This window comes from Streptomyces sp. NPDC018019, assembly GCF_044327805.1.
Classification (GTDB): domain Bacteria; phylum Actinomycetota; class Actinomycetes; order Streptomycetales; family Streptomycetaceae; genus Streptomyces.
This window is the reverse complement of sequence record NZ_JBIRGD010000008.1, coordinates 82,946-104,822: the sequence shown is the minus strand read 5'-3', so window position 1 is coordinate 104,822 and position 21,877 is coordinate 82,946. Positions and strand designations below refer to the sequence as shown.

General features: G+C 71.0%; 16 protein-coding genes and 1 tRNA gene. 11 read left to right on the top strand and 6 right to left on the bottom strand.

All coding sequences use genetic code 11. From position 1 onward, the window contains the following. Positions 1-6 precede the first annotated feature (6 nt). Positions 7-141: an SPW_0924 family protein gene (locus ACH4FX_RS15790; protein ID WP_398479152.1), complete on the bottom strand. Its 135-nt coding sequence runs from the start codon at positions 139-141 to the stop codon at positions 7-9. A 222-nt stretch (positions 142-363) separates the two neighbouring features. Further along, the gene (locus ACH4FX_RS15785; RefSeq protein WP_398479150.1) at positions 364-2,169 is read right to left on the bottom strand and encodes a lytic transglycosylase; all 1,806 of its coding nucleotides are present in this window, start codon (positions 2,167-2,169) and stop codon (positions 364-366) included. A gap of 155 nt (positions 2,170-2,324) precedes the next feature. Between ACH4FX_RS15785 and ACH4FX_RS15780 the strand changes: the two genes are divergently transcribed. Next, the gene (locus ACH4FX_RS15780) at positions 2,325-3,188 is read left to right on the top strand and encodes a DUF4184 family protein (protein ID WP_398479148.1); all 864 of its coding nucleotides are present in this window, start codon (positions 2,325-2,327) and stop codon (positions 3,186-3,188) included. A gap of 19 nt (positions 3,189-3,207) precedes the next feature. Here the strand turns inward: ACH4FX_RS15780 and polA are convergent, their stop codons facing one another. Next, complete coding sequence (gene polA / locus ACH4FX_RS15775) at positions 3,208-5,868, bottom strand: DNA polymerase I (protein ID WP_398479484.1); 2,661 nt, start codon at positions 5,866-5,868, stop codon at positions 3,208-3,210. A 231-nt stretch (positions 5,869-6,099) separates the two neighbouring features. Here polA and ACH4FX_RS15770 point away from each other — a divergent pair, with 231 nt between their 5' ends. The 7 genes from ACH4FX_RS15770 (at position 6,100) to ACH4FX_RS15740 (ending at position 15,561) form a co-directional block, all read left to right on the top strand. Continuing rightward, the gene (locus tag ACH4FX_RS15770) at positions 6,100-8,388 is read left to right on the top strand and encodes an FdhF/YdeP family oxidoreductase (RefSeq protein ID WP_398479146.1); all 2,289 of its coding nucleotides are present in this window, start codon (positions 6,100-6,102) and stop codon (positions 8,386-8,388) included. Positions 8,389-8,548: 160 nt separating this feature from the next. Next, positions 8,549-9,022, top strand: coding sequence for a PaaI family thioesterase (locus ACH4FX_RS15765; protein WP_398479144.1), 474 nt, complete (start codon positions 8,549-8,551; stop codon positions 9,020-9,022). Between the two features lie 519 nt (positions 9,023-9,541). Continuing rightward, positions 9,542-10,774: a branched-chain amino acid ABC transporter substrate-binding protein gene (locus ACH4FX_RS15760; protein WP_398479482.1), complete on the top strand. Its 1,233-nt coding sequence runs from the start codon at positions 9,542-9,544 to the stop codon at positions 10,772-10,774. A 198-nt stretch (positions 10,775-10,972) separates the two neighbouring features. Continuing rightward, positions 10,973-11,902: a branched-chain amino acid ABC transporter permease gene (locus ACH4FX_RS15755; RefSeq protein WP_398479142.1), complete on the top strand. Its 930-nt coding sequence runs from the start codon at positions 10,973-10,975 to the stop codon at positions 11,900-11,902. Between the two features lie 5 nt (positions 11,903-11,907). Next, the gene (locus ACH4FX_RS15750; protein WP_398479140.1) at positions 11,908-13,734 is read left to right on the top strand and encodes a branched-chain amino acid ABC transporter permease; all 1,827 of its coding nucleotides are present in this window, start codon (positions 11,908-11,910) and stop codon (positions 13,732-13,734) included. Positions 13,735-13,741: 7 nt separating this feature from the next. Beyond that, entirely contained in the window at positions 13,742-14,842 is a 1,101-nt protein-coding gene (locus ACH4FX_RS15745) for an ATP-binding cassette domain-containing protein (RefSeq protein ID WP_398479138.1), read from the top strand. Continuing rightward, positions 14,839-15,561 (top strand): ABC transporter ATP-binding protein, encoded by a 723-nt coding sequence (locus tag ACH4FX_RS15740; protein ID WP_398479136.1) that lies wholly within the window; start codon positions 14,839-14,841, stop codon positions 15,559-15,561. The genes ACH4FX_RS15745 and ACH4FX_RS15740 overlap by 4 nt, the downstream gene beginning before the upstream one ends. A gap of 103 nt (positions 15,562-15,664) precedes the next feature. Here ACH4FX_RS15740 and ACH4FX_RS15735 read toward each other — a convergent pair whose 3' ends face one another. Then, positions 15,665-16,330, bottom strand: coding sequence for an ANTAR domain-containing response regulator (locus tag ACH4FX_RS15735; RefSeq protein ID WP_398479134.1), 666 nt, complete (start codon positions 16,328-16,330; stop codon positions 15,665-15,667). Positions 16,331-16,422: 92 nt separating this feature from the next. Between ACH4FX_RS15735 and ACH4FX_RS15730 the strand changes: the two genes are divergently transcribed. After that, positions 16,423-16,505 (top strand) — tRNA-Leu (locus ACH4FX_RS15730). A gap of 86 nt (positions 16,506-16,591) precedes the next feature. Beyond that, the gene (locus ACH4FX_RS15725; protein ID WP_398479132.1) at positions 16,592-17,380 is read left to right on the top strand and encodes a helix-turn-helix domain-containing protein; all 789 of its coding nucleotides are present in this window, start codon (positions 16,592-16,594) and stop codon (positions 17,378-17,380) included. Positions 17,381-17,513: 133 nt separating this feature from the next. Here the strand turns inward: ACH4FX_RS15725 and pyk are convergent, their stop codons facing one another. Then, positions 17,514-18,944 carry a pyruvate kinase gene (gene pyk, locus ACH4FX_RS15720; protein WP_398479130.1) on the bottom strand — a complete coding sequence of 477 codons (1,431 nt, stop codon included), beginning with the start codon at positions 18,942-18,944 and terminating at the stop codon, positions 17,514-17,516. A 163-nt stretch (positions 18,945-19,107) separates the two neighbouring features. After that, entirely contained in the window at positions 19,108-19,812 is a 705-nt protein-coding gene (locus ACH4FX_RS15715; protein ID WP_398479128.1) for an SIMPL domain-containing protein, read from the bottom strand. A gap of 231 nt (positions 19,813-20,043) precedes the next feature. Here ACH4FX_RS15715 and ACH4FX_RS15710 point away from each other — a divergent pair, with 231 nt between their 5' ends. After that, positions 20,044-21,846 carry a bifunctional metallophosphatase/5'-nucleotidase gene (locus ACH4FX_RS15710; protein ID WP_398479126.1) on the top strand — a complete coding sequence of 601 codons (1,803 nt, stop codon included), beginning with the start codon at positions 20,044-20,046 and terminating at the stop codon, positions 21,844-21,846. The last annotated feature ends 31 nt before the right edge of the window (positions 21,847-21,877 follow it).

Genomic DNA, 21,877 nt, shown 5'->3' with positions numbered 1-21,877 from the left:
CCTCCCTCAGGGGTGCGCGGGGACGGTGGTGCGCAGCGGTTCGGGGGAGGTCCCGCCGCTGGGCGCGCCGGCCGCGGTGACGGCGAGGACGAGGGCGAAGGCCGCGGCCAGTCCGATCGCGGCGGCTGTCAGTGCGCGCATGCTCGGCCTCCCGGGGAGCCGCGGTACGGGACGCCCGGGGCGGGCGCGGGCCGTGCCGGGTGCCGTGCCGCGGGCTCCGGTGAGCTGCTGGGGCGTCGGGTGCGGGGGCACCGTAGCAACGGGCGGCGCAGATGAGAACACGTTGCACCGGCGGGACACCGCACCGCCGTCCGGCTCGGGCGGGAGCGGGACGGCGGTGGGCGGTGGCGCGGTGCGCGGCGGCTACGGCGTGACGGTCAGCTCGACGGTCAGAACGGCGCCGTCGGCGGTGGTCAGGCGCAGCAGGAAGGTGCCCGCGTGCTGGTCGGTGCGGATCTCCGGCAGCTTGAGCAGGCCGTCCGCCCCGGTCTTGAACGTCAGGCTGCGGAGCTGCTTGTCCCGGTCCGCGCCGGTGCCCGCGAAGTAGGGGCCCTTGTCGTTCTCGACGGGCTTCTTCGGGTCGTCGGTGACCATCGTCGCGGTCACCGCGACGCCCGCCGCGAGCTTGCCCCGGTAGGTGGCCTTGACCTCGACGGCGCCCTCGGCGAAGGCGGTGCCGGCCTTGGCGGTCAGCTCGGCGTCGGACGTACGGGCCAGCGCGTCGGCCTGGGGCGCGGGCGCGGGCCTGGCCTTGACGGTGGCGCCGACCTCGGTCGCGGGCAGGTGGCGGTCCACCGCGGTCGCCCGGACGGTGAAGGTGCCCGGACGGTCGCCCGCGTTGAGCCGGGGCGCCGTGGCGATGCCGTCGGCGCCGGTCCGTACCGTGACGTGCTCGGCCTTGCCCGGGAAGCGGGCGCCGGTCTCGCCGACGATGCGGAAATCGACGGGGACGCCGGCGACCGGCTTGCTCGCGGCGTCCTTCGCCCGGACGCGCACGATCTGCCCGAAGTCCTCGCCGACGGTGGCCGTCAGCTCCTCGGCGCCGACCCGCTCCAGCGCGGTGGCGGGCGCGGGCTTGGCCGGGGGCTTGGTGGGCGGTGTGGTGGGCGGCTGGGTCGGGTGGGTGGGCTCGGGCGCGGGGGTGCCGGGGCCGGTGGGCGGGGTCGTGGGCTTGGGCGACGGCTTGCCGCTGCCCGGCTTGTGCCCGGAGTTGCCGCCGGGCTCGGTGGTCCTGCCGCCACCGTGTCCCGTGCCCGGACCGGTCGTACGACCTGACGTGGACCCGGCGCCCGGGGTGGGCTTGGTGCCCTGCCCGGTGCTCACGCCGCCGCGGTGGACCGGCAGCGGCCCCTTGCCGTCGGGGACCTCGTGGGTGCCCTTGCGGTAGAACGCGAGCCAGGACAGCACCGTGTTCAGGTACGTCTGCGAGGGGTTGTAGCCGAGGACGGCCTTGTCCAGATCGCTCTGGGTGCCGAGATCGCGGCCGTTGGCGCACAGGTAGCGCCCGGCGCCGAGGGCCGCGTCGTAGATGTTGTTGGGGTCCTTGATGCCGTCGCCGTTGCCGTCGGCGCCCCAGCCCTTGCCATCGGGGCCGCCCTTGGACCAGGTCGAGGGGATGAACTGCATCGGGCCGACCGCGCGGTCGTGCGTGGTGTCGCCGTCGAAGGCGCCGCCGTCGGTGTCGGCGATCATCGCGAAGCCCTTGCCGTTGAGCTGGGGGCCGGTGATCCGCTGGAGGGTGGTGCCCTCGGCGTCCACGGCTCCGCCGCGGGCGTGGCCGGATTCCACCTTGCCGATGGCGGCGAGCAGTTGCCAGGGCAGCCGGCATCCGGGCTGTGTCCGGGCGACCCGGGCCTCGGCCTTCTTGTACGCGTCCAGGACGGTGGCGGGTATGCCCGCCTCGGCCGGGCCGGTGGCGACCGGGCCGCCGCCGGTGCCGTGCGAACCGCCGGGCGGCACCGGGCTGTTGAGGGGCGGCAGGTCGGTGTAGTACGGCGAGCCGCCGTCGATGGGGGTGTTGCCGGCCGGTGCGGGGTCCCCGGCGTCGCCGCCGGTCCTGCTCTCGGCCGCTCCCGGGGCCTGGGAAGCGGTCAGGGCGGCCAGCGCGAGCGCCGCCACCGCCGTCGAGGCCGCTCCCTTGCGAAGCCGCCGCCCGAATGTGGCTGCCATCTGTGCCCGTCCCCTCAGCGTTGATCCACCGCGCGCACGGCGCCGTAGCGCGCTCCCCGGCGCTCCCAACTCACGTGACACTACGACAACTTCTGGCGGGCATCTACTGCTCCCAACGCCAGACATACTGATCCTAAACGATCAGGGAGAGAGTCATGCCGTTCACACTCAGCCATGCGGCCGCGGTACTGCCGGTGGTGCGCCGGAGCGGGACGGCGCGCGGGCCGCTGGTCGCCTCGGCTCTCGTCGCCGGGTCGTTCGCCCCGGACGTCACGTACTTCGCGGACACCGTGCTGCCCGGTGCCATGCTCTTCGGCGACTTCACGCACGGGATACCGGGCGTGCACACCGTGGACGTGCTGATCACCGCCGCCCTCGTCGGCGGCTGGCTGCTGCTGCGCGAGCCGCTGGTGGGCCTGCTGCCGACGGCCTGGCGCGGCCGGGTGTACGCGGTGGTGCGCGGCCGTCCCGGCACGGGCGGCAAGCCGCTCGCGGCGTACCTCGCCTGGTTCTACGTCTCCGCGGTGCTGGGCGCCCTCACGCACACCGTGTGGGACGCCTTCACACATCCGGGCCGCTGGGGCACCCGGCTGATCCCCGTGCTGAACGAGGTCGTCGGGGGCTTCCCGCTGTGTACGTATGTCCAGTACGGGACGTCGGCGCTGGCCCTCGGGGTGATCGGCTGGTTCCTGTGGACGGCGTGGCGACGGGCACCGGAACCGATGGCGCCGGCCGGGCTGCCCGCGCCGGCCGGCGGGCGGCGGCTGCTCGCCGTGGCCCTGCTCGCGCTCTGCCTGACGGCCGGCGCCGTGCACCGTACGCTGCGGGCCCGCGCCGCGTACGGGGACATGGCGGTGACCTGGTTCGACTACGTACCGACCGTGCTCTTCGGCGCGGGAGCGGGGCTCGCCCTCGGGCTGCCGGTGTACGCGGTGGCGGCGCGGCTGCTGCACCGCCGCGGCAGCTCACCCCGGGCCGACCGCACGGCCGCGTACGACCGCTCCGGCGCGCAGCCGTGAGCGGTCGTACGCGCCCGGGTCAGTGTGCCGCCGACTCCCAGTCGCCGCCGTAGCCGACCGACACGTCCAGCGGGGCACGCAGCTGGACGGCGCCCGCCATCTCGCGGCGCACCAGCTCGTCGACCTGCCCCCGCTCGCCGGGCGCCACCTCCACCACGATCTCGTCGTGCACCTGGAGCAGCATCCGGGAGCTGAGGTCCGCCGCCCGCAGCGCCTCGTCCACCCGCAGCATCGCCACCTTGACGATGTCGGCGGCGGTGCCCTGGATCGGGGCGTTCAGCGCCATCCGCTCGGCCATCTCGCGGCGCTGGCGGTTGTCGCTGTTCAGGTCGGGGAGGTAGCGGCGGCGACCCATGATCGTCTCGGTGTAGCCGGTGGCGCGGGCCTTGTCGACGACGTCCTGGAGGTAGTCGCGCACCCCCCCGAACCGCTCGAAGAAGGTGTCCATCAGGCGGCGGGCCTCGTCGGGCTGGATGCCGAGCTGCTGGGAGAGGCCGAAGGCGGACAGGCCGTACGCCAGGCCGTAGGACATCGCCTTGATCTTGCGGCGCATCTCCGGGTCGACCTCGGACTTGGCGACCGAGAAGACCTGGGAGGCGACGGTGGTGTGCAGGTCCTCGCCGGAGGTGAACGCCTCGATCAGGCCCTCGTCCTCGGAGAGGTGCGCCATCACGCGCAGCTCGATCTGGCTGTAGTCGGCGGTGAGCAGGGACTCGTACCCCTCGCCGACCACGAAGCCGCGGCGGATCGCGCGGCCCTCGTCCGTGCGGACCGGGATGTTCTGCAGGTTCGGCTCGGTGGAGGAGAGCCGGCCGGTGGCGGCGACGGTCTGGTTGAAGGTGGTGTGGATCCGGCCGTCCGCCGCGATCGTCTTGATCAGGCCCTCGACCGTGGTGCGCAGTTTGGACTGCTCCCGGTGGCGCAGCATGATCACCGGGAGCTCGTTCTCGGTCTGCGCGGCCAGCCAGGCCAGGGCGTCGGCGTCGGTCGTGTAACCGGTCTTGGTCTTCTTCGTCCTGGGCAGGCCCAGCTCGCCGAAGAGGACCTCCTGGAGCTGCTTGGGCGAACCGAGGTTGAACTCGTGGCCCGCCGCGGCGTGCGCCTCCTGCACGGCCTGCTGGACGGCGGCGGCGAACTGCTGCTCGATGCGCTCCAGCCAGCCGCGGTCGGCCGCGATACCGGCCCGCTCCATCCGGGCCAGCAGCACACTGGTGGGCAGCTCCAGGTCGCGCAGCAGCCCGGCCGCGCCGACCTCGTCGAGCTTGGTGGTCATGGCGGCGCCCAGGTCCAGGACCGTACGGGCCTGGTTCATCAGGGCGTCCGCCTGGGCCCGGTCGTCGGCGCCGAAGGCCAGCTGCCCGTTGCCCTCGGCGGCCGGGGCCAGGTCGCGGCCCAGGTACTCGACGGACAGGGCGTCCAGGGCGAACGAGCGGCGGCCGGGCTTGACCAGGTAGGCGGCGAGGGCGGTGTCCATCGTGACGCCGTCGATGCTCCAGCCGTGCTCGCCGAAGACCCGCATGAGGCCCTTGACGTTGTGCATGACCTTGTGGCTCGCCGGGTCGGCGCTCCAGGCGGCGAAGGCCCGCTCGTCGGCCTCGTCCAGCTCGGTGGGGTCGAACCAGACGGCCGGGCCCTCGGCGGTGGCCAGGGCCACCTCGGCGACGCGGCCGCTGCCCACCGTCCAGGTGTCGACCGTGGAGACGCCGAGCAGCTTGCGGCCGTGCTCGGCCAGCCACGGGGCCAGCTCGCCGGCACCGGCGACCGTGCCGTCGATCTCGACCTCGGCGGGCGCGGGCCCGGCGTCCTCGGCCTCGGCCGCACCCGGGTCGGCGGCCAGCAGCCGCTCGCGCAGCCCCTGGTTACGGATCTCCAGCGCCTCCAGGAAGACGGTCAGCGCCTTGCGGTCGTACGCCTCGCGCACCAGCTCGGCGGGGCCGCAGGGCAGCTCCACGTCGCGCACCATCTCGGTCAGGACGCGGTTGAGCTTGACCGCCTCCAGGTGATCGCGGAAATTCTGTCCGGCCTTGCCCTTGACCTCCTCGGCGCGCTCCACCAGCTCCGCGAACGAGCCGAACTGGTTGATCCACTTCGCGGCGGTCTTCTCGCCGACGCCGGGGATGCCGGGCAGGTTGTCGGACGGGTCGCCGCGCAGCGCCGCGAAGTCCGGGTACTGGGCCGGGGTCAGGCCGTACTTCTCCTGGACCTTCTCCGGGGTGAACCGGGTCAGCTCGGAGACGCCCTTGGTCGGGTACAGGACCGTGACGTCGTCGGTGATCAGCTGGAAGGAGTCGCGGTCGCCGGTGACGACGGAGACCTCGAAGCCCTGGGCGGCGGCCTGGGTGGCGAGCGTGGCGATGACGTCGTCGGCCTCGTAGCCCTCCACGGCGAAGCGCTTGACGTTCATCGCGTCCAGCATCTCGCCGATCAGCTCGACCTGGCCCTTGAACTCGTCGGGGGTCTTGGAGCGGTTCGCCTTGTAGTCGGGGAACTCCGCCGAGCGCCAGGTCTTGCGCGAGACGTCGAAGGCCACCGCGAAGTGCGTGGGGGCCTCGTCACGCAGGGTGTTCGCGAGCATCGACGCGAAGCCGTAGATCGCATTGGTCGGTTGCCCGGTGGCGGTGGTGAAGTTCTCCACGGGCAGGGCGAAGAACGCCCGGTATGCCATGGAATGCCCGTCCATCAGGAGCAGCCGGGGACGGCCGCCCTCCACCGCTTCGGTGCCGGTCGCTTCGCTCTTCTTCGCTGCCTTTGCTGCCACACCCCGATCCTGCCACGCCCCACTGACAATCCCCGCCGCGACGACCGCGGCGGCGCCACCGTCAGCCGTCCGTGACAGGATTCTGTATACGGCACCGATCGCCGCGCGGCGCCGTACCCCAACCGCACAGCACTCGGCTCAAGGGAGAGCGCCATGGCAGGCAAGCCGCCCGCTTCGGACCCGATCCAGGACTCGCCCGAGGTCACCGCACCCGAGCACTACGCCGTCGGCCTGCCGGCCATCGGCCACGCGCTGCGCGTGTCCCAGCAGCAGATGGGCGTGCGCCGCACCGCCCTCACACTGCTCCGGGTCAACCAGAAGGACGGCTTCGACTGTCCCGGCTGCGCCTGGCCCGAGCCCGAGCACCGGCACGCGGCCGAGTTCTGCGAGAACGGCGCCAAGGCGGTGGCCGAGGAGGCCACCCTGCGCCGCGTCACCCCGGAGTTCTTCGCCGCCCACCCGGTCTCCGACCTCGCCGGGCGCAGCGGCTACTGGCTCGGCCAGCAGGGCCGGCTCACCCACCCCGTCCACCTTCCCGAGGGCGCCGACCGGTACGAGCCGGTGTCCTGGGAGCGGGCCTTCGACATCATCGCCGAGGAGCTGACCACCCTCGACTCCCCCGACGAGGCCGTCTTCTACACCTCCGGCCGGACGAGCAACGAGGCCGCCTTCCTCTACCAGCTCTTCGCCCGCGAATTCGGCACCAACAACCTGCCCGACTGCTCCAACATGTGCCACGAGTCCTCCGGCTCCGCGCTCACGGAGACCATCGGCATCGGCAAGGGCAGTGTCCTGCTGGAGGACCTGTACAAGGCCGACCTGATCATCGTCGCCGGGCAGAACCCGGGCACCAACCACCCCCGGATGCTCTCCGCGCTGGAGCAGGCCAAGGCCGGCGGCGCGAAGATCATCTCGATCAACCCGCTTCCCGAGGCGGGCCTGGAGCGCTTCAAGAACCCGCAGACCCCGCGCGGCCTGGCCGGACGCGGCACCGCGCTGACCGACCTCTTCCTCCAGGTGCGCATCGGCGGCGACCAGGCCCTCTTCCGTACGCTGAACCGGCTCCTCCTGGAGACCGAGGGCGCCGTCGACACCGAGTTCATCGATAAGCACACCCACGGCTTCGAGGAGTTCGCCGCGGCGGCCCGCGCGGACACCGACTGGGACGCGACGCTCGCCGCCACGGGCCTGACCCGCGAGGAGATCGAGCGCGCGCTGGACATGGTGCTGAAGTCGCGTCGCACGATCGTCTGCTGGGCCATGGGCCTGACCCAGCACAAGCACTCCGTCCCCACCATCCAGGAAGTCGTCAACTTCCTCCTGCTGCGCGGCAACATCGGCCGCCCCGGCGCCGGCGTCTGCCCCGTACGCGGCCACAGCAACGTGCAGGGCGACCGTACGATGGGCATCTTCGAGCGCCCCGCGCCCGCCTTCCTGGACGCCCTGGAGAAGGAGTTCGGCTTCGCGCCGCCCCGCGAGCACGGCCTGGACGTCGTACGGGCCATCCGCGCCCTGCGCGACGGCGACGCCAAGGTCTTCTTCGCGATGGGCGGCAACTTCGTCTCCGCCACCCCCGACACCGACGTCACCGAGGCCGCCGTCCGCCGCGCCCGGCTGACCGTGCACGTCTCCACCAAGCTCAACCGCTCGCACGTGGTCACCGGCGCCCGCGCCCTGATCCTGCCCACCCTGGGCCGTACGGAGCGCGACGTGCAGGCGGGCGGCGAGCAGTTCGTGACCGTCGAGGACTCCATGGGCATGGTGCACGCCTCGCGCGGACGGCTGGCGCCCGCGAGTCCGCACCTGCTCTCCGAGCCGGCCATCGTGGCCCGCCTCGCGCGCCGCGTCCTCGGCCCGGACAGCCGCACGCCCTGGGAGGAGTTCGAGAAGGACTACGGCACGGTCCGCGACCGGATCGCCCGCGTCATCCCCGGCTTCGAGGACTTCAACGCCAAGGTCGCCCGGCCCGGCGGCTTCGCCCTGCCGCACGCCCCGCGCGACCGGCGCAGCTTCCCCACGGCCACCGGCAAGGCCAACTTCACGGCCGCGCCCGTCGAGTACCCGCATCTGCCCGAGGGCCGGCTGCTCCTCCAGACGCTGCGCTCGCACGACCAGTACAACACCACCATCTATGGCCTCGACGACCGCTACCGCGGCATCAAGAACGGGCGCCGCGTCGTCCTGGTCAACCCCGAGGACGCCCGCGCGCTGGGCCTCGCCGACGGCACGTACACGGACCTGGTCAGCGAGTGGACCGACGGCACGGAGCGGCGCGCCCCCGGCTTCCGCGTCGTCCACTACCCGACCGCGCGCGGCTGCGCGGCGGCGTACTACCCGGAGACCAACGTCCTGGTGCCGCTCGACCACACCGCCGACACCAGCAACACCCCCGCCTCCAAGTCGCTGGTGGTCCGCCTGGAGCCGACGGCGTCCGGGACCTGACCCCGGCGCGCACGGCCGCCCGGCCCGGAAGCACGGCCCCGGGCCGGACGGCCGTCCCCGGGCCTGATAAGAACGTGCAGGACTCAACGACCGGCACCGGGTGCCGGTCGCACCGGTACGCCGCACCGACACCACGGGCACACGAACGGAGCCGCAGGACATGGGCGAGCAGAGCGCGACCAAGTTTCCGCAGGAGATCATCGACCAGTGGGCCGAGCCCGGCCTGGACCTCGGCACGCTGTTCTCCGCCGGTCACCTCGGTACGCGCATGAGTGTGCAGGTCCTGGAGGCGTCGCCGGAGCGGGTGGTCGGCACCATGCCCGTCGAGGGCAACACCCAGCCGTACGGGCTGCTGCACGGCGGCGCCTCCGCGGTGCTCGCCGAGACCCTCGGATCGGTCGGCGCGATGCTGCACGGCGGCCCCGCCAAGCAGGCGGTCGGCGTCGACCTGAACTGCACCCACCACCGCGCCGCCCGCTCCGGCCTGGTCACCGGTGTCGCCACCCCCGTGCACCGCGGGCGCACCGCCGCCACGTACGAGATCGCCATCACCGACGAGAACGGCAAGCGGGTGTGCAGCGCCCGGCTGACCTGCATGCTGCGCGACGTGGACGCGTCGGCGTACCGCGGCTGAGCCCGCCCCGCACACCACCCGGCACCACACGGCGGCCCCGTTCCCGTACCAGGGAGCGGGGCCGCCGCCGTGGTCACCCGGCGCGCACCCCGCCCCGTACGCCTTCGCCCGCCATAACGCTCCGTAGTCCGCGCCGCCGGCACGCCCGCCGCCGGGCTCCCCTTCTCCACCGGTTGCGCACCCGCCCCGCACGTCACATCCGCTATGCGGACGCCCGCACCGTGATCATCTCCAAATCCCCAGCGCAAAGTGCGAGTTCACGCTCCGCCCGGCGTCCGCGCCGGATGTAAGGAGCATGAGGGCAAAACGCTCATCGACGGTCATAACAAGAGCGTCACATCCTGGTCAGCGGCGCTGTCAGGGCACGCGGCACCGCTCTAGAGTCACCGCCAGTCACCGCGCCGCCGGGCGCACCCCAGCACGGAACCGCCACCATCCCCGCACGGCCCGGCGCGCGAACCGGTCGTGCGACGCGCATCGGCCGCGCCAGGGAAAGGACTGATCGTGCATCACCGTTCCTTGCTCATACTCACCACCGCGGTCACCGCAGGCGCCCTCACCCTCTCCGCATGCGGCTCCCGCGGCGACGGCTCGAAGGGCGGCGAGAGCTCGAAGACGTCCGTGACCATCGGGCTCAACGCCCCGATCACCGGCGAGCTCTCCGCCCTGGGCCTGGGCATCCGCAACTCCGCCCAGCTCGCCGTCGACAACGCCAACAAGGCCGGCGAGGTCAAGGGCGTCACCTTCAAGCTCGAAGCGCTCGACGACAAGGCCCAGGCCAACGTCGGCCAGCAGAACGCCACCAAACTCGCCGGCGACAAGGACGTCCTGGGCATCGTCGGCCCGCTGAACTCCAGCGTCGCCCAGTCCATGCAGCAGGTCGCCCAGCAGAACGGGGTGGCTCTGATCTCCCCGGCCAACACCACGCCCGACCTCACCCAGGGCAAGGACTGGAAGCAGAACAAGCGCGTACGGCAGTTCTCCACCTACTTCCGCACCGCCACCACCGACGAGGTGCAGGGCGCCTTCGACGGCCAGTTCGCCTGGGAGAAGGCCAAGTTCAAGAACGCCTACGTCATCGACGACCAGAAGACCTACGGCGCGGGCCTCGCCGCCTCCTTCAAGGCCCAGTTCACCAAGCTGGGCGGCAAGGTCGTCGGCTCCGAGCACGTCAACCCGGAGGACCGCGACTTCAAGGCCGTCGTCGCCAAGGTCAAGGCGGCCAAGCCGGACGTCGTCTTCTACGGCGGCGAGTACCCCGCGTCCGGGCCGCTGAGCCAGCAGCTCAAGGACGGCGGCGTCACCGTACCCCTGATGGGCGGGGACGGCATGTACAGCGCCGACTACATCAAGCTCAACAAGAAGGCGCAGGGCGACTACGCCTCCTCCGTCGGCAAGCCCGTCGAACAGCTGGAATCCGCCAAGAAGTTCATCGCCGACTACAAGGCCGCCGGCTACAAGGACCGCTACGAGGCGTACGGCGGCTCCGCCTACGACGCCACCTGGGCCGTCATCCAGGCCGTCAAGCAGGTCGCCGCGGACAACGGCGGCAAGCTGCCCGGCGACGCCCGCAAGAAGGTCGTCGACGCGCTGAACAAGGTCTCCTTCGAGGGCGTCACCGGCCATGTCTCCTTCGACAAGTACGGCGACACCACCAACACCATGATCACCGCGTACCAGGTGGACCAGGGCAAGTGGGTCGCCCGCTTCAGCGCCGAGTTCAAGAAGTTCGACAAGGCCGGCAAGGGCTGAGCCCCTGAGCTGACCGCCCGCCGAGGCCGGCGGGCCCGGACCGACACGCGGCACCGGGCCCGCCGGGCCGCCGCACCACCCCACCGGCCAGTGCCCCCGGCCCGCGCCAGGACGCCACGAACGCCCCCCGGCGCCGCCCGCGGCACACGGGCTGCCGCCACCGCCCGTACCGTCTTCCCACCCCACGGAGGCCCTGCGGTGAACGAACTGCCGCAACAGCTGGCCAACGGACTCATCCTCGGCGCGATGTACGGACTCATCGCGATCGGCTACACGATGGTCTACGGCATCGTCCAGCTCATCAACTTCGCCCACGGCGAGATCTTCATGGTCGGCGGCTTCGGCGCGCTGACCGTCTTCCTCGCGCTGCCCTCCGGCGTCTCCCTCCTCTACGCGCTGCCGCTGATGCTGATCGGGGCCGTGCTCGTCGCCGTCCTCGTCGGCGTGGCAGCGGAACGTTTCGCCTACCGGCCGCTGCGCGGCGCGCCCCGCCTCGCCCCCCTCATCACCGCCATCGGCCTGTCCATCGCCCTCCAGCAAGCCGTCTGGAAGTGGTACCCCGAGGGCAACAAGGCCCGCGTCTTCCCCCAGTTCAAGGGCGACGCCATCGACATCCTGGGCGCCACCGTCCAGCGCGGCGACCTCTTCGTCCTCGTCGCCGCCCCCGCCTGCATGATCGCCCTCGGCTTCTTCGTCTCCCGCACCCGCAGCGGACGCGCCATGCAGGCCACCGCCCAGGACCCGGACACCGCCCGGCTCATGGGCATCAACACCGACCGGATCATCGTGCTGGCCTTCGCCATCGGCGCCGCCTTCGCGGGCGTCGCGGCCGTCGCGTACGGCCTGCGCACCGGCGAGGTGCAGTTCCGCATGGGCTTCATCCTCGGCCTCAAGGCGTTCACCGCGGCCGTGCTCGGCGGCATCGGCAACATCTACGGCGCCATGCTCGGCGGCGTCGTCCTCGGCGTCGCCGAAGCGCTCGCCACCGGCTACGTCGAGGAGATACCCGGCATGCAGCAGTTCGGCGGCGGCGCCTGGAAGGACGTCTGGGCCTTCGTCCTCCTCATCCTCGTACTCCTGCTGAGGCCACAGGGCCTGCTCGGCGAACGCGTCGCGGATCGGGCGTGATAGCGATGACCACCCCACCCACCACCACCGGCGCCACGCCGCAGCACCGCCCCGGCGTCCTGCCCCTGCCCGCCCGCGGCGCCCTCCGCACCACCGCGGCCGCCGCCCTCGCCACCGTCGCCTCCACCGGCCTCGCCTGGACCTGGAGCAGCGCGTTCCCCGGCGACCTCACCTACTACGGCTCCCCCGCCGGCCTCCAGCTGATCACCCTCGCCGGCGGCGTCCTCACCCTGCTGTTCGCCCTCGCCGGCCTCGGCGTCCGCGGCCTCGGACGGCTCACCCCCGCCGGCCGCCACGCCCCCGTCCTGCTCGCCGCCGTCGCCACCTTCGCCGCCACCTGGTTCACCCTCGGCGCCATCGCCGTCGAGCTCGGCGGCCTGGTCAACCTCGAACCCGGCGGGTTCGTCGCGGGCGCCGCCGCCCTCGCCGCGCTCCTCGGCGCCCTCGGCCTGCCCGCCGACCGCACCGTCCCCGCGGACCGCGAGACCGGCCCGGCACCCGGCGCCTGGCAGCGCTTCACCGGCGCCCTCGCCCCCGTACCGCCGCGCACACCCGCCCGGCCGCTGCCCTCCTGGGCCGAGATCCTCGTGATCGCCGCCGCGTTCGGTGCCGGGCTGTACGTCTTCACGTACGGCATCGACGCGGACGACGGACCGCCTTTCGTCGGCTACCTGATCTTCGTCGCGCTCGCCGTCCCCGCCCTGCAGCGCGCCGGGCTCACCGGCCGCCTCACCGGGATCACCGCCCGGCACCGCGGCGTCGCGCTGGCCGCCGCCTTCGTCGCCGCCGCCTGCTTCCCCTTCACCCAGGACACCGACCAGTACACGATCATCGGCGCCAACATCCTCGTCTTCGCCACCGTCGCCCTCGGCCTGAACGTCGTGGTCGGCCTCGCCGGGCTCCTCGACCTCGGGTACGTGGCCTTCCTCGGCGTCGGCGCCTACGCCGCCGCCCTGGTCTCCGGCAGCCCCGAATCCGCCCTCGGCCTGCACTTCCCGTTCTGGGCCGCGCTGCTCACCGGCGCCGCCGCCTCGCTCGTCTTCGGCGTCCTGATCGGCGCCCCCACCCTGCGGCTGCGCGGCGACTACCTCGCCATCGTCACCCTCGGCTTCGGCGAGATCTTCCGTATCGCCATGCTCAACCTCAACGGCACCACCGGCCCCGACGTCACCAACGGCGCCATGGGCATCCCCAACATCCCCAACCTGGAGATCTTCGGCTTCAACTTCGGCGAGCCGCACGACATCCTCGGCCTCCCCATCGCCACCTACGGCAACTACTACCTCCTGATGATCCTCGTCACCGCCTTCGTCGTCCTGGTCTTCCGCCGCGCCGCCGCCTCCCGCATCGGCCGCGCCTGGATCGCCATCCGCGAGGACGAGACCGCCGCCGTCGCCATGGGCATCAACAGCTTCCGGCTGCGCCTGCTCGCCTTCGCCCTCGGCGCCGCACTCGCCGGGCTCGCCGGCACCGTCCACGCCCACATCGTCACCACCGCCACCCCCGAACAGTTCCAGTTCGCCGGCCCCACCCCGCCCAACTCCGCCTTCCTGCTCGCCGCCGTCATCCTCGGCGGCATGGGCACCCTCAGCGGCCCCCTGGTCGGCGCGGCCCTGCTCTTCCTCATCCCCGCCAAACTCGACTTCCTCCAGGACTACCAGCTGTTCCTGTTCGGCCTCGCCCTCGTCCTGCTCATGCGCTTCCGGCCCGAGGGCCTGATCCCGGACCGCAGGAAGCAGCTCGAATTCCACGAGACCGGGCAGCTCGACGTCCCCGATACCCGCCTGCCCGACGGGGACCAGTCCATCGGCGGCACCCAGGCGAAGGCGTGACGCGATCATGACCACATCCACCAGCACCGCCGGCCCCACCACGGACACCGTCCTCGAAGCCGCCGGCGTCACCATGCGCTTCGGCGGCCTGACCGCCGTACGCGGCGTGGACCTCACCGTACGGACCGGCGAGATCGTCGGCCTCATCGGCCCCAACGGCGCCGGGAAGACCACCTTCTTCAACTGCCTCACCGGCCTCTACACCCCCACCGAAGGCACCGTCAGCTACCGGGGCACCCGCCTCTCCCGCAAACCCCACCTCGTCACCAAGGCCGGCATCGCCCGCACCTTCCAGAACATCCGCCTCTTCGCCAACATGACCGTCCTCGAAAACACCCTCGTCGGACGCCACACCCGCACCAAGGAAGGGCTCTGGTCCGCCCTCCTGCGCGGCCCCGGATTCCGCAAAGCGGAACGCTCCTCCGAGGAACTCGCCATGCAGCTCCTGGAGTTCACCGGCCTCGCCGCCAAGCGCGACCACCTCGCCCGCAACCTCCCGTACGGCGAACAGCGCAAACTGGAGATCGCCCGCGCCCTCGCCAGCGACCCCGGCCTGCTCCTGCTCGACGAACCCACCGCCGGCATGAATCCCCAGGAGACCCGCGCCACCCGGGACCTCGTCCTCGCCATCCGCGACCAGGGCACCGCGGTCCTCGTGATCGAGCACGACATGCGCTTCATCTTCAACCTCTGCGACCGCGTCGCCGTCCTCGTCCAGGGCGAGAAACTCGTCGAGGGCACCTCCGAGGTCGTCCAGGCCGACGAACGCGTCATCGCCGCCTACCTCGGCACGCCCTTCGAGGACGCGCCCGGCGCCGAGGAGGCGGCGGAGGTACGGGCCGCGGAGGAACAGGCCCGCGTCGCCGGCCACGGCGCCCGGGGGGAGGCCTCGCGCACGGATTCGCCATCTGAGGGAAGACGCGCAGACTCCGCACCCGGGGGACGACGCACGGACTCCCCACCCGGGGACCGGCGCGCGGACTCCCCACCTGAGGAAGGACACACGGCTTCCCCGCCCGAGGGAGGACCCACGACTTCCCCGCCCGAAGCCCGCCCGCCGGGCGACTCCGCTCCCGGGAACCCCGGCCCCGAAGGAGACGCCCGATGACCCCGCCCCCGCTCCTCCAGGTCGAGGACCTGCGCGTCGCCTACGGCAAGATCGAAGCCGTCAAGGGCATCTCGTTCTCCGTCCCGGCCGGCCAGGTCGTCACCCTCATCGGCACCAACGGCGCCGGCAAGACCACCACCCTGCGCACCCTCTCCGGCCTGCTCAAACCTCTCAGCGGGAAGATCACCTTCGACGGCGCGCCGCTCACCGGGGTGCCCGCCCACAAGATCGTCGAACGCGGTCTCGCCCACTCCCCCGAAGGCCGCCGCCTCTTCCCCCGCCTGACCATCGCCGAGAACCTCAAGCTCGGCGCGTTCCTGCGCAAGGACCAGGCCGGCATCGAGGCCGACATCCGGCGCGTCTACGACCTCTTCCCCATCCTCGGCGAACGCAGCCGCCAGGCCTCCGGCACCCTCTCCGGCGGCGAACAGCAGATGCTCGCCATGGGCCGCGCCCTGATGTCCCGCCCCAAACTGCTCATGCTGGACGAGCCTTCCATGGGCCTGTCCCCCATCATGATGCAGAAGATCATGGACACCATCCGCGAACTGCGCGACCGGGGCACCACCATCCTCCTGGTCGAACAGAACGCCCAGGCCGCCCTCTCCCTCGCCGACCACGGCCACGTCATGGAGACCGGCACCGTCGTCCTGTCCGGCACCGGTCAGGAACTCCTGCACGACGAGTCCGTACGGAAGGCGTATCTGGGCGAGGACTGAGCGGGCCGTACGTGGGCCCCGCCTCGCCCGCCACACGCAAAGGGGCTGTGCCGGTCAGCCGACCGGCACAGCCCCTGAAAGCGGAGGGCGGGAGTCCCTGCTCCTACTCCTTCCCCTCGCTCTCCTTCTTCTGCTTCTTCTCAGCGGCGTCCTCGATGACCGCCTCGGCGACCTGCTGCATGGACAGCCGGCGGTCCATCGACGTCTTCTGGATCCAGCGGAACGCGGCGGGCTCGGTCAGCCCGTACTGGGTCTGCAGGATGCTCTTCGCGCGGTCCACCAGCTTGCGGGTCTCCAGGCGCTGGGTGAGGTCGGCGACCTCCTTCTCCAGCGTCTTCAGCTCCGTGAAGCGGCTCACGGCCATCTCGATGGCCGGCACCACGTCGCTCTTGCTGAACGGCTTGACGAGGTACGCCATGGCGCCCGCGTCCCGCGCCCGCTCCACCAGTTCGCGCTGCGAGAACGCGGTGAGCATCAGGACCGGGGCGATGCTCTCCTCGGCGATCCGCTCCGCGGCGGAGATCCCGTCGAGGATCGGCATCTTCACATCCAGGATCACCAGGTCCGGCCGGTGCTCCCGCGCCAGCTCCACGGCTTTCTCACCGTCCCCGGCCTCACCGACGACGGTGTAGCCCTCTTCCTCCAGCATCTCCTTGAGATCGAGACGGATGAGGGCCTCGTCCTCGGCGATGACCACACGGGTCGTCTGCGGCGGGACATGCGACTGGTCATCGTCGGCGACGGGCTGCTCGGGCTCGGCGGCGCTCACGGGTCTCCTCGTTCCAGGCAGGTGGTGCCATTGAAGCCTACCTAGCGGCGACCTCTGACACGTACACGGTATGCTGCTGGCGGACCCACCCGGCCGGGTTGGTGGAATGGCATACACGGATGTCTCAAACACATCTGCCCGAAAGGGCTTGCGGGTTCGAATCCCGCACCCGGCACTCTGCCGCGTGAAGCGGACGCGCACGTTCTCGTGAAATTCTCACGTTATCCCGCGCATCATTCGATGGTCACGCAGAGTTACCGTATGCGCGCACACAGCTCTGCCGTACGCATCAAAGCCCTTTCGCTGCTCCACTCCGGCCGGAAGAACGCGGAAGTCGCCCGTGCGCTGAACGTGCCTCTCGGCACCATCAGCTACTGGCTGCATATGGACCGCGCCAAACGCGGAGCGTGTCCGGGCTCCCACGATCCGCGGTGCCCCCGGTGCGACGGGCGCCCGCTCGACGAGGCCGCCTACTCCTATCTTCTGGCCCTCTACCTGGGCGACGGCCACATCATCCAGTGCTCCCAGCACCGCGTGCCCAGCCTCATGATCGCGTGCGGTGACGTCTGGCCCGGCCTCATGGACGAGTGCGAAGCCGCGATGCGCGCGGTCCTCCCGGACAACTCCGTATGCCGCGTCCGCCGGACCGGCTGCCACAACGTAAAGGTGTACTCCAAGCACCTCTGGTGCCTCTTCCCCCAGCACGGCGCCGGCAAGAAGCACGACCGGCCGATCGTCCTGGAGCCGTGGCAGCAGCGCATCCTGGACGCCCACCCCTGGCCGTTCATCAGGGGATTGGTCCACTCCGACGGCTGCCGCATCACGAACTGGACGACACGCACAGTCGGCGGCCAGAAGAAGCGCTACGCATATCCGCGCTACTTCTTCACCAACAAGTCCGACGACATCCGCAAGCTGTATACGGACACACTCACCAAGGTGGGCGTCGAATGGACGACACTCGCGCGCGGCAGCGACCCGTTCAACATCTCCGTGGCGAAACGGGCCTCCGTGGCTCTAATGGATACCCACGTCGGCCCGAAGTACTGACCGCCCGAAAGTCCGTCGGCACGGCCCGCCACACCCGTCGCGCGCTGAACGTTTCCGTGGCCCGGCGGGCTTCCGTTGTGTTGATGGATGTGCACGTCGGGCCCAAGTATTGAGGAAGTGGGCGGGGGGCGCGTTACTTGGGGGCTTCGCCGATGTGGTGGACGCGGACGAGGTTGGTGGTGCCGGCGATGCCGGGGGGTGAGCCGGCGGTGATGATGACGACGTCGCCGGGTTCGCAGCGGCCGATGCGCAGGAGTTCCTCGTCGACCTGGGCGACCATTTCGTCGGTGGAGTCGACCTTCGGGCCGAGGAAGGTCTCCACGCCCCAGGTGAGGTTGAGCTGGGAGCGGGTGGCCGGTTCGGGGGTGAAGGCGAGGAGGGGGATGGGCGAGCGGTAGCGGGACAGGCGGCGGACCGTGTCGCCGGACTGGGTGAAGGCGACGAGGAATTTGGCGCCGAGGAAGTCGCCCATCTCGGCGGCGGCCCGGGCGACGGCGCCGCCCTGGGTGCGGGGCTTGTTGCGGTCGGTCAGCGGAGGCAGGCCCTTGGTGAGGAGGTCCTCCTCGGCCGCCGCGACGATGCGGGCCATGGTGCGTACGGTCTCGGTGGCGTACTTGCCGACGCTGGTCTCGCCGGAGAGCATCACGGCGTCGGTGCCGTCGATGACGGCGTTGGCCACGTCGGAGGCTTCGGCGCGGGTGGGCCGGGAGTTCTCGATCATCGAGTCGAGCATCTGGGTGGCGACGATGACCGGCTTGGCATTGCGTTTGGCCAGTTTGATGGCGCGCTTCTGTACGACCGGGACCGTTTCCAGCGGCATTTCGACGCCGAGGTCGCCGCGGGCGACCATGATGCCGTCGAAGGCGGCCACGATGTCGGCGATCGCCTCGACGGCCTGCGGCTTCTCGACCTTGGCGATCACGGGCCGGAAGCGGTTCTCCTCGCGCATGATGCGGTGCACGTCGTCGATGTCGGCGCCGCTGCGGACGAAGGAGAGGGCGATGATGTCGGCGCCGATGCGCAGGGCCCAGCGGAGGTCCTCGCAGTCCTTCTCGGAGAGGGCGGGGACGGAGACGGCCACGCCGGGCAGGTTGAGACCCTTGTGGTCGGAGACCATGCCGCCTTCGACGACCTTGGTGTGCACCTCGGTGCCGCGGACGCCGGTCACCTGGAGGGTCACCTTGCCGTCGTCGACGAGGACGCGTTCGCCGGGGGTGACGTCGTCGGCGAGCCCTTCGTAGGTGGTGCCGCAGCTGTGGCGGTCGCCTTCGACGCCGGGCCGGACGGTGATGGTGAAGGTGTCGTCGCGTTCGAGAAGTACCGGGCCTTCGCGGAACCGGCCGAGCCGGATCTTCGGACCTTGAAGATCGGCGAGGACGCCGACGCTGCGGCCGGTCTCCTCGGATGCCTTGCGTACCCGCTCGTACCGCGCCTCGTGGTCGGCGTAGGTGCCGTGGCTGAGGTTGAAGCGGGCCACGTCCATACCGGCTTCGACGAGTGCCTTGATCTGCTCGTACGAGTCGGTGGCGGGTCCCAGTGTGCAGACGATCTTTGCTCGGCGCATGGTCCGACCCTACGACCTACTCATAGGTAGGGAACTGTGGGAAAGCGACTGCCCAACGGCCTTTGCGTGAAAGGCTCTTGACAAGTAGTTGAATGCGCGCAGTCACGCTCCTATGAGCGGATGAACGGGCCCACGGGAGCGGTGGCCCGAGGGGTGGAGGGGGTCACAGAACGGGGCGCGTCATGGTGAAGCGGGCGTTGACCTGTGCGTACACCTCTTGGCGTGCGGGCTCCAGGTCGAGGGCGGGTGCGCTCTCTGCCGCGCCCCCGTAGGCGACGGAGCGGAACGCGCCGCCGGGGACGGGCATCGGTGTGGCGTTCTCCGCTCCGGTGTCGGCGATTTCAAGGACGGCGTCGAGCCGGGCGCCGAGCGCTTCGGCGTATTCGCGGGCGCGCTGGACGGCTTCCTGTACGGCCTGCCGGCGGGCTTCGCGGTGTGCGGGCGAGTCGGGGCGCAGGGCCCACCAGGGGCCTTCGACACGGGTGAGGTCGAGGTCGGCGAGGCGGGTGGTGAGTTCGCCGAGTGCGGTGAAGTCGGTGAGCGTTGCGGTGATGCGGACGCGTCCGTGGTAGGCGCGTACCCGTTCGTGGCGGCCCTTGGCGGAGACTTCGGGGCTGACGGAGAAGGCGCCGGTGTCGACCTTTTCCACCGCGTCACCGTAGCTCTTGACGAGGGCGAGGGCCTGGTCGTTGCGGCGGGTGAGGTCCTTGAGGGTGGCGTTGCGGTCGGTGCCGCGGGCCTGGACGGTGATGTCGATACGGGCGATCTCGGGGTCGGCCTCGATGCGGGCTTCGCCGCGGACGGCGAGCCGGGGGGCGTCGGGGGTGCCGTACGGGAGGCCGTCGGGCCGGGTGTCGGGGTCGGTCATGGGGGCAGCCTGGCACGGGGTGAGGGGTTTGTCAGGCGGCGTCCGGCGGCGCGGTCATCTGATCGCAACCTGTGAGGGGTGTTGCGGATGAGGTTGCTGAGCCAGAATCTACGCGCGTTGTCCATGGATGTTGCGGCTCTTCGTCGTACGCGCTCGTATCCGGCGTACCTGTAGCGCCACAGCCCGCCGCCGTTTTCCGGCGTTTTCCGTCATACGTCAAAGGAGATGTTCATGCCGCTCGGCCGTAGGAAGTTCCTGGGGAGTTCGGTCGCCACGGGCGCGGGGGCCGCGCTCATCGGTACGGCGGGGCCGACGGCGGCCGTGCCGGTGTCCGGCGGCGGGGGGCGGCCCGCGCGGCGTTACGCGTTCACGGTCATGGGGACCACGGATCTGCACGGCAATGTCTTCAACTGGGATTACGCCACGGATGCGGAGTTCGACGACAAGGACCACAACGATGTGGGGCTGGCGAAGATCTCGACGCTGGTGCGGCGGGTCCGGGCGGAGAAGGGCGCGCACAACACGCTGCTGATCGACGCGGGTGACACGATTCAGGGCACACAGCTGGCGTATTACTACGCGAAGGTCGAGCCGATCACCGGCCCGAACGGTCCGGTCCATCCGATGGCGAAGGCGATGAACGCCATCGGGTACGACGCGGCGGCGCTCGGCAACCATGAGTTCAATTACGGGTTGCCGGTGCTGCGGAAATTCCAGGAGAGCTGCGATTTCCCGCTGCTGGGGGCGAACGCGGTGGACGCGAAGTCGCTGCGGCCGGCGTTTCCGCCGTACTGGATGAAGCGGCTGCGTACGCCGTGCGGCCGGGACGTGAAGGTGGCCGTGCTGGGGCTGACGAATCCCGGTATCGCTATCTGGGACAAGGCGCATGTGCAGGGGAAGCTGGCGTTTCCGGGGCTGGAGGAACAGGCCGCGAAATGGGTGCCGAAACTCCGCTCGATGGGCGCGGACGTGGTGATCGTGTCGGCGCATTCGGGGGCGAGCGGCACGTCGTCGTACGGGGATCAGCTGCCGTACGTGGAGAACGCGGCGGCGCTGGTGGCGGAGCAGGTGCCGGGGATCGACGCGATCCTGGTGGGGCACGCGCATGTGGAGGTGCCGGAGCGGCGGGTGGTGAACCGGGCCACGGGGCGTGAGGTGGTGCTGTCGGAGCCGCTCAAGTGGGGCCAGCGGCTGACGCTCTTCGATTTCCAGCTGGTGCGTGCGCGGGAGCGCTGGTCCGTGGAGTCGGTGTCGGCGAAGGTGCTGAATTCCAATACGGCGCCGGAGGATCCGCGGATCACGCGTCTGCTGCGTACGGAGCAGCGGAAGGTGGTGGCGTACGTCAATCAGGTCATCGGCCGGTCGAAGGCGGAGATGACCGCGGCGGAAGCGCCGTACAAGGACACTCCGGTGCTGGATTTCATCGCGTACGTGCAGGCGGAGGCGGTGCGGAAGGCACTGGCGGGTGGCGAGCACGCGGCGTTGCCGGTGCTGTCGCAGGCGTCGTGTTTCTCGCGTACGGCGGCGGTGCCGGCGGGTGCGGTGACGATCCGGTCGATGGCCGCGCTGTACCCGTTCGACAACACGCTGGAGGCGCGGATCATCACCGGCAAGCAGCTGCGGGATTATCTGGAGTTCTCCGCGCGGTATTACGTGCGGACGCCGGCGGGCGGTCCGGTCGATCCGGCGAAGCTCACCAACGCGGACGGTGTTCCCGATTACAACTACGACGCGGTGAGCGGCGTTTCGTACGAGATCGATATCGCGCGGGAGCCGGGGCGGCGGATCGGGAAGCTGACGTTCGAGGGGAAGCCGGTGGCGGACGACGCGCGGTTCGTGCTGGCGGTGAACAACTACCGGGCGAGCGGTGGCGGGAATTTCCCGCACGTGGCGAAGGCGCCGCAGGTGTGGTCGACGTCGGAGGAGATCCGCAACGTGATCATCAACTGGGTGAAGGAGACCGGTGAGATCGACGGCGCGCGGTTCGCTTCGGTGGACTGGCGGCTGACGCGCGACGGGGTGCCGGTGTTCTGAGGTCCGGTGCACGTACGGCCCAGGTGTCCGC

Bases quoted from the DNA above. Each gene is read 5' to 3' on its own strand.
- ACH4FX_RS15790 (WP_398479152.1), bottom strand. From the start codon at position 141: ATGCGCGCACTGACAGCCGCCGCGATCGGACTGGCCGCGGCCTTCGCC.
- ACH4FX_RS15785 (WP_398479150.1), bottom strand. From the start codon at position 2,169: ATGGCAGCCACATTCGGGCGGCGGCTTCGCAAGGGAGCGGCCTCGACG.
- ACH4FX_RS15780 (WP_398479148.1), top strand. From the start codon at position 2,325: ATGCCGTTCACACTCAGCCATGCGGCCGCGGTACTGCCGGTGGTGCGC.
- polA (WP_398479484.1), bottom strand. From the start codon at position 5,868: ATGGACGGGCATTCCATGGCATACCGGGCGTTCTTCGCCCTGCCCGTG.
- ACH4FX_RS15770 (WP_398479146.1), top strand. From the start codon at position 6,100: ATGGCAGGCAAGCCGCCCGCTTCGGACCCGATCCAGGACTCGCCCGAG.
- ACH4FX_RS15765 (WP_398479144.1), top strand. From the start codon at position 8,549: ATGGGCGAGCAGAGCGCGACCAAGTTTCCGCAGGAGATCATCGACCAG.
- ACH4FX_RS15750 (WP_398479140.1), top strand. From the start codon at position 11,908: ATGACCACCCCACCCACCACCACCGGCGCCACGCCGCAGCACCGCCCC.
- ACH4FX_RS15745 (WP_398479138.1), top strand. From the start codon at position 13,742: ATGACCACATCCACCAGCACCGCCGGCCCCACCACGGACACCGTCCTC.
- ACH4FX_RS15740 (WP_398479136.1), top strand. From the start codon at position 14,839: ATGACCCCGCCCCCGCTCCTCCAGGTCGAGGACCTGCGCGTCGCCTAC.
- ACH4FX_RS15725 (WP_398479132.1), top strand. From the start codon at position 16,592: ATGCGCGCACACAGCTCTGCCGTACGCATCAAAGCCCTTTCGCTGCTC.
- pyk (WP_398479130.1), bottom strand. From the start codon at position 18,944: ATGCGCCGAGCAAAGATCGTCTGCACACTGGGACCCGCCACCGACTCG.
- ACH4FX_RS15715 (WP_398479128.1), bottom strand. From the start codon at position 19,812: ATGACCGACCCCGACACCCGGCCCGACGGCCTCCCGTACGGCACCCCC.
- ACH4FX_RS15710 (WP_398479126.1), top strand. From the start codon at position 20,044: ATGCCGCTCGGCCGTAGGAAGTTCCTGGGGAGTTCGGTCGCCACGGGC.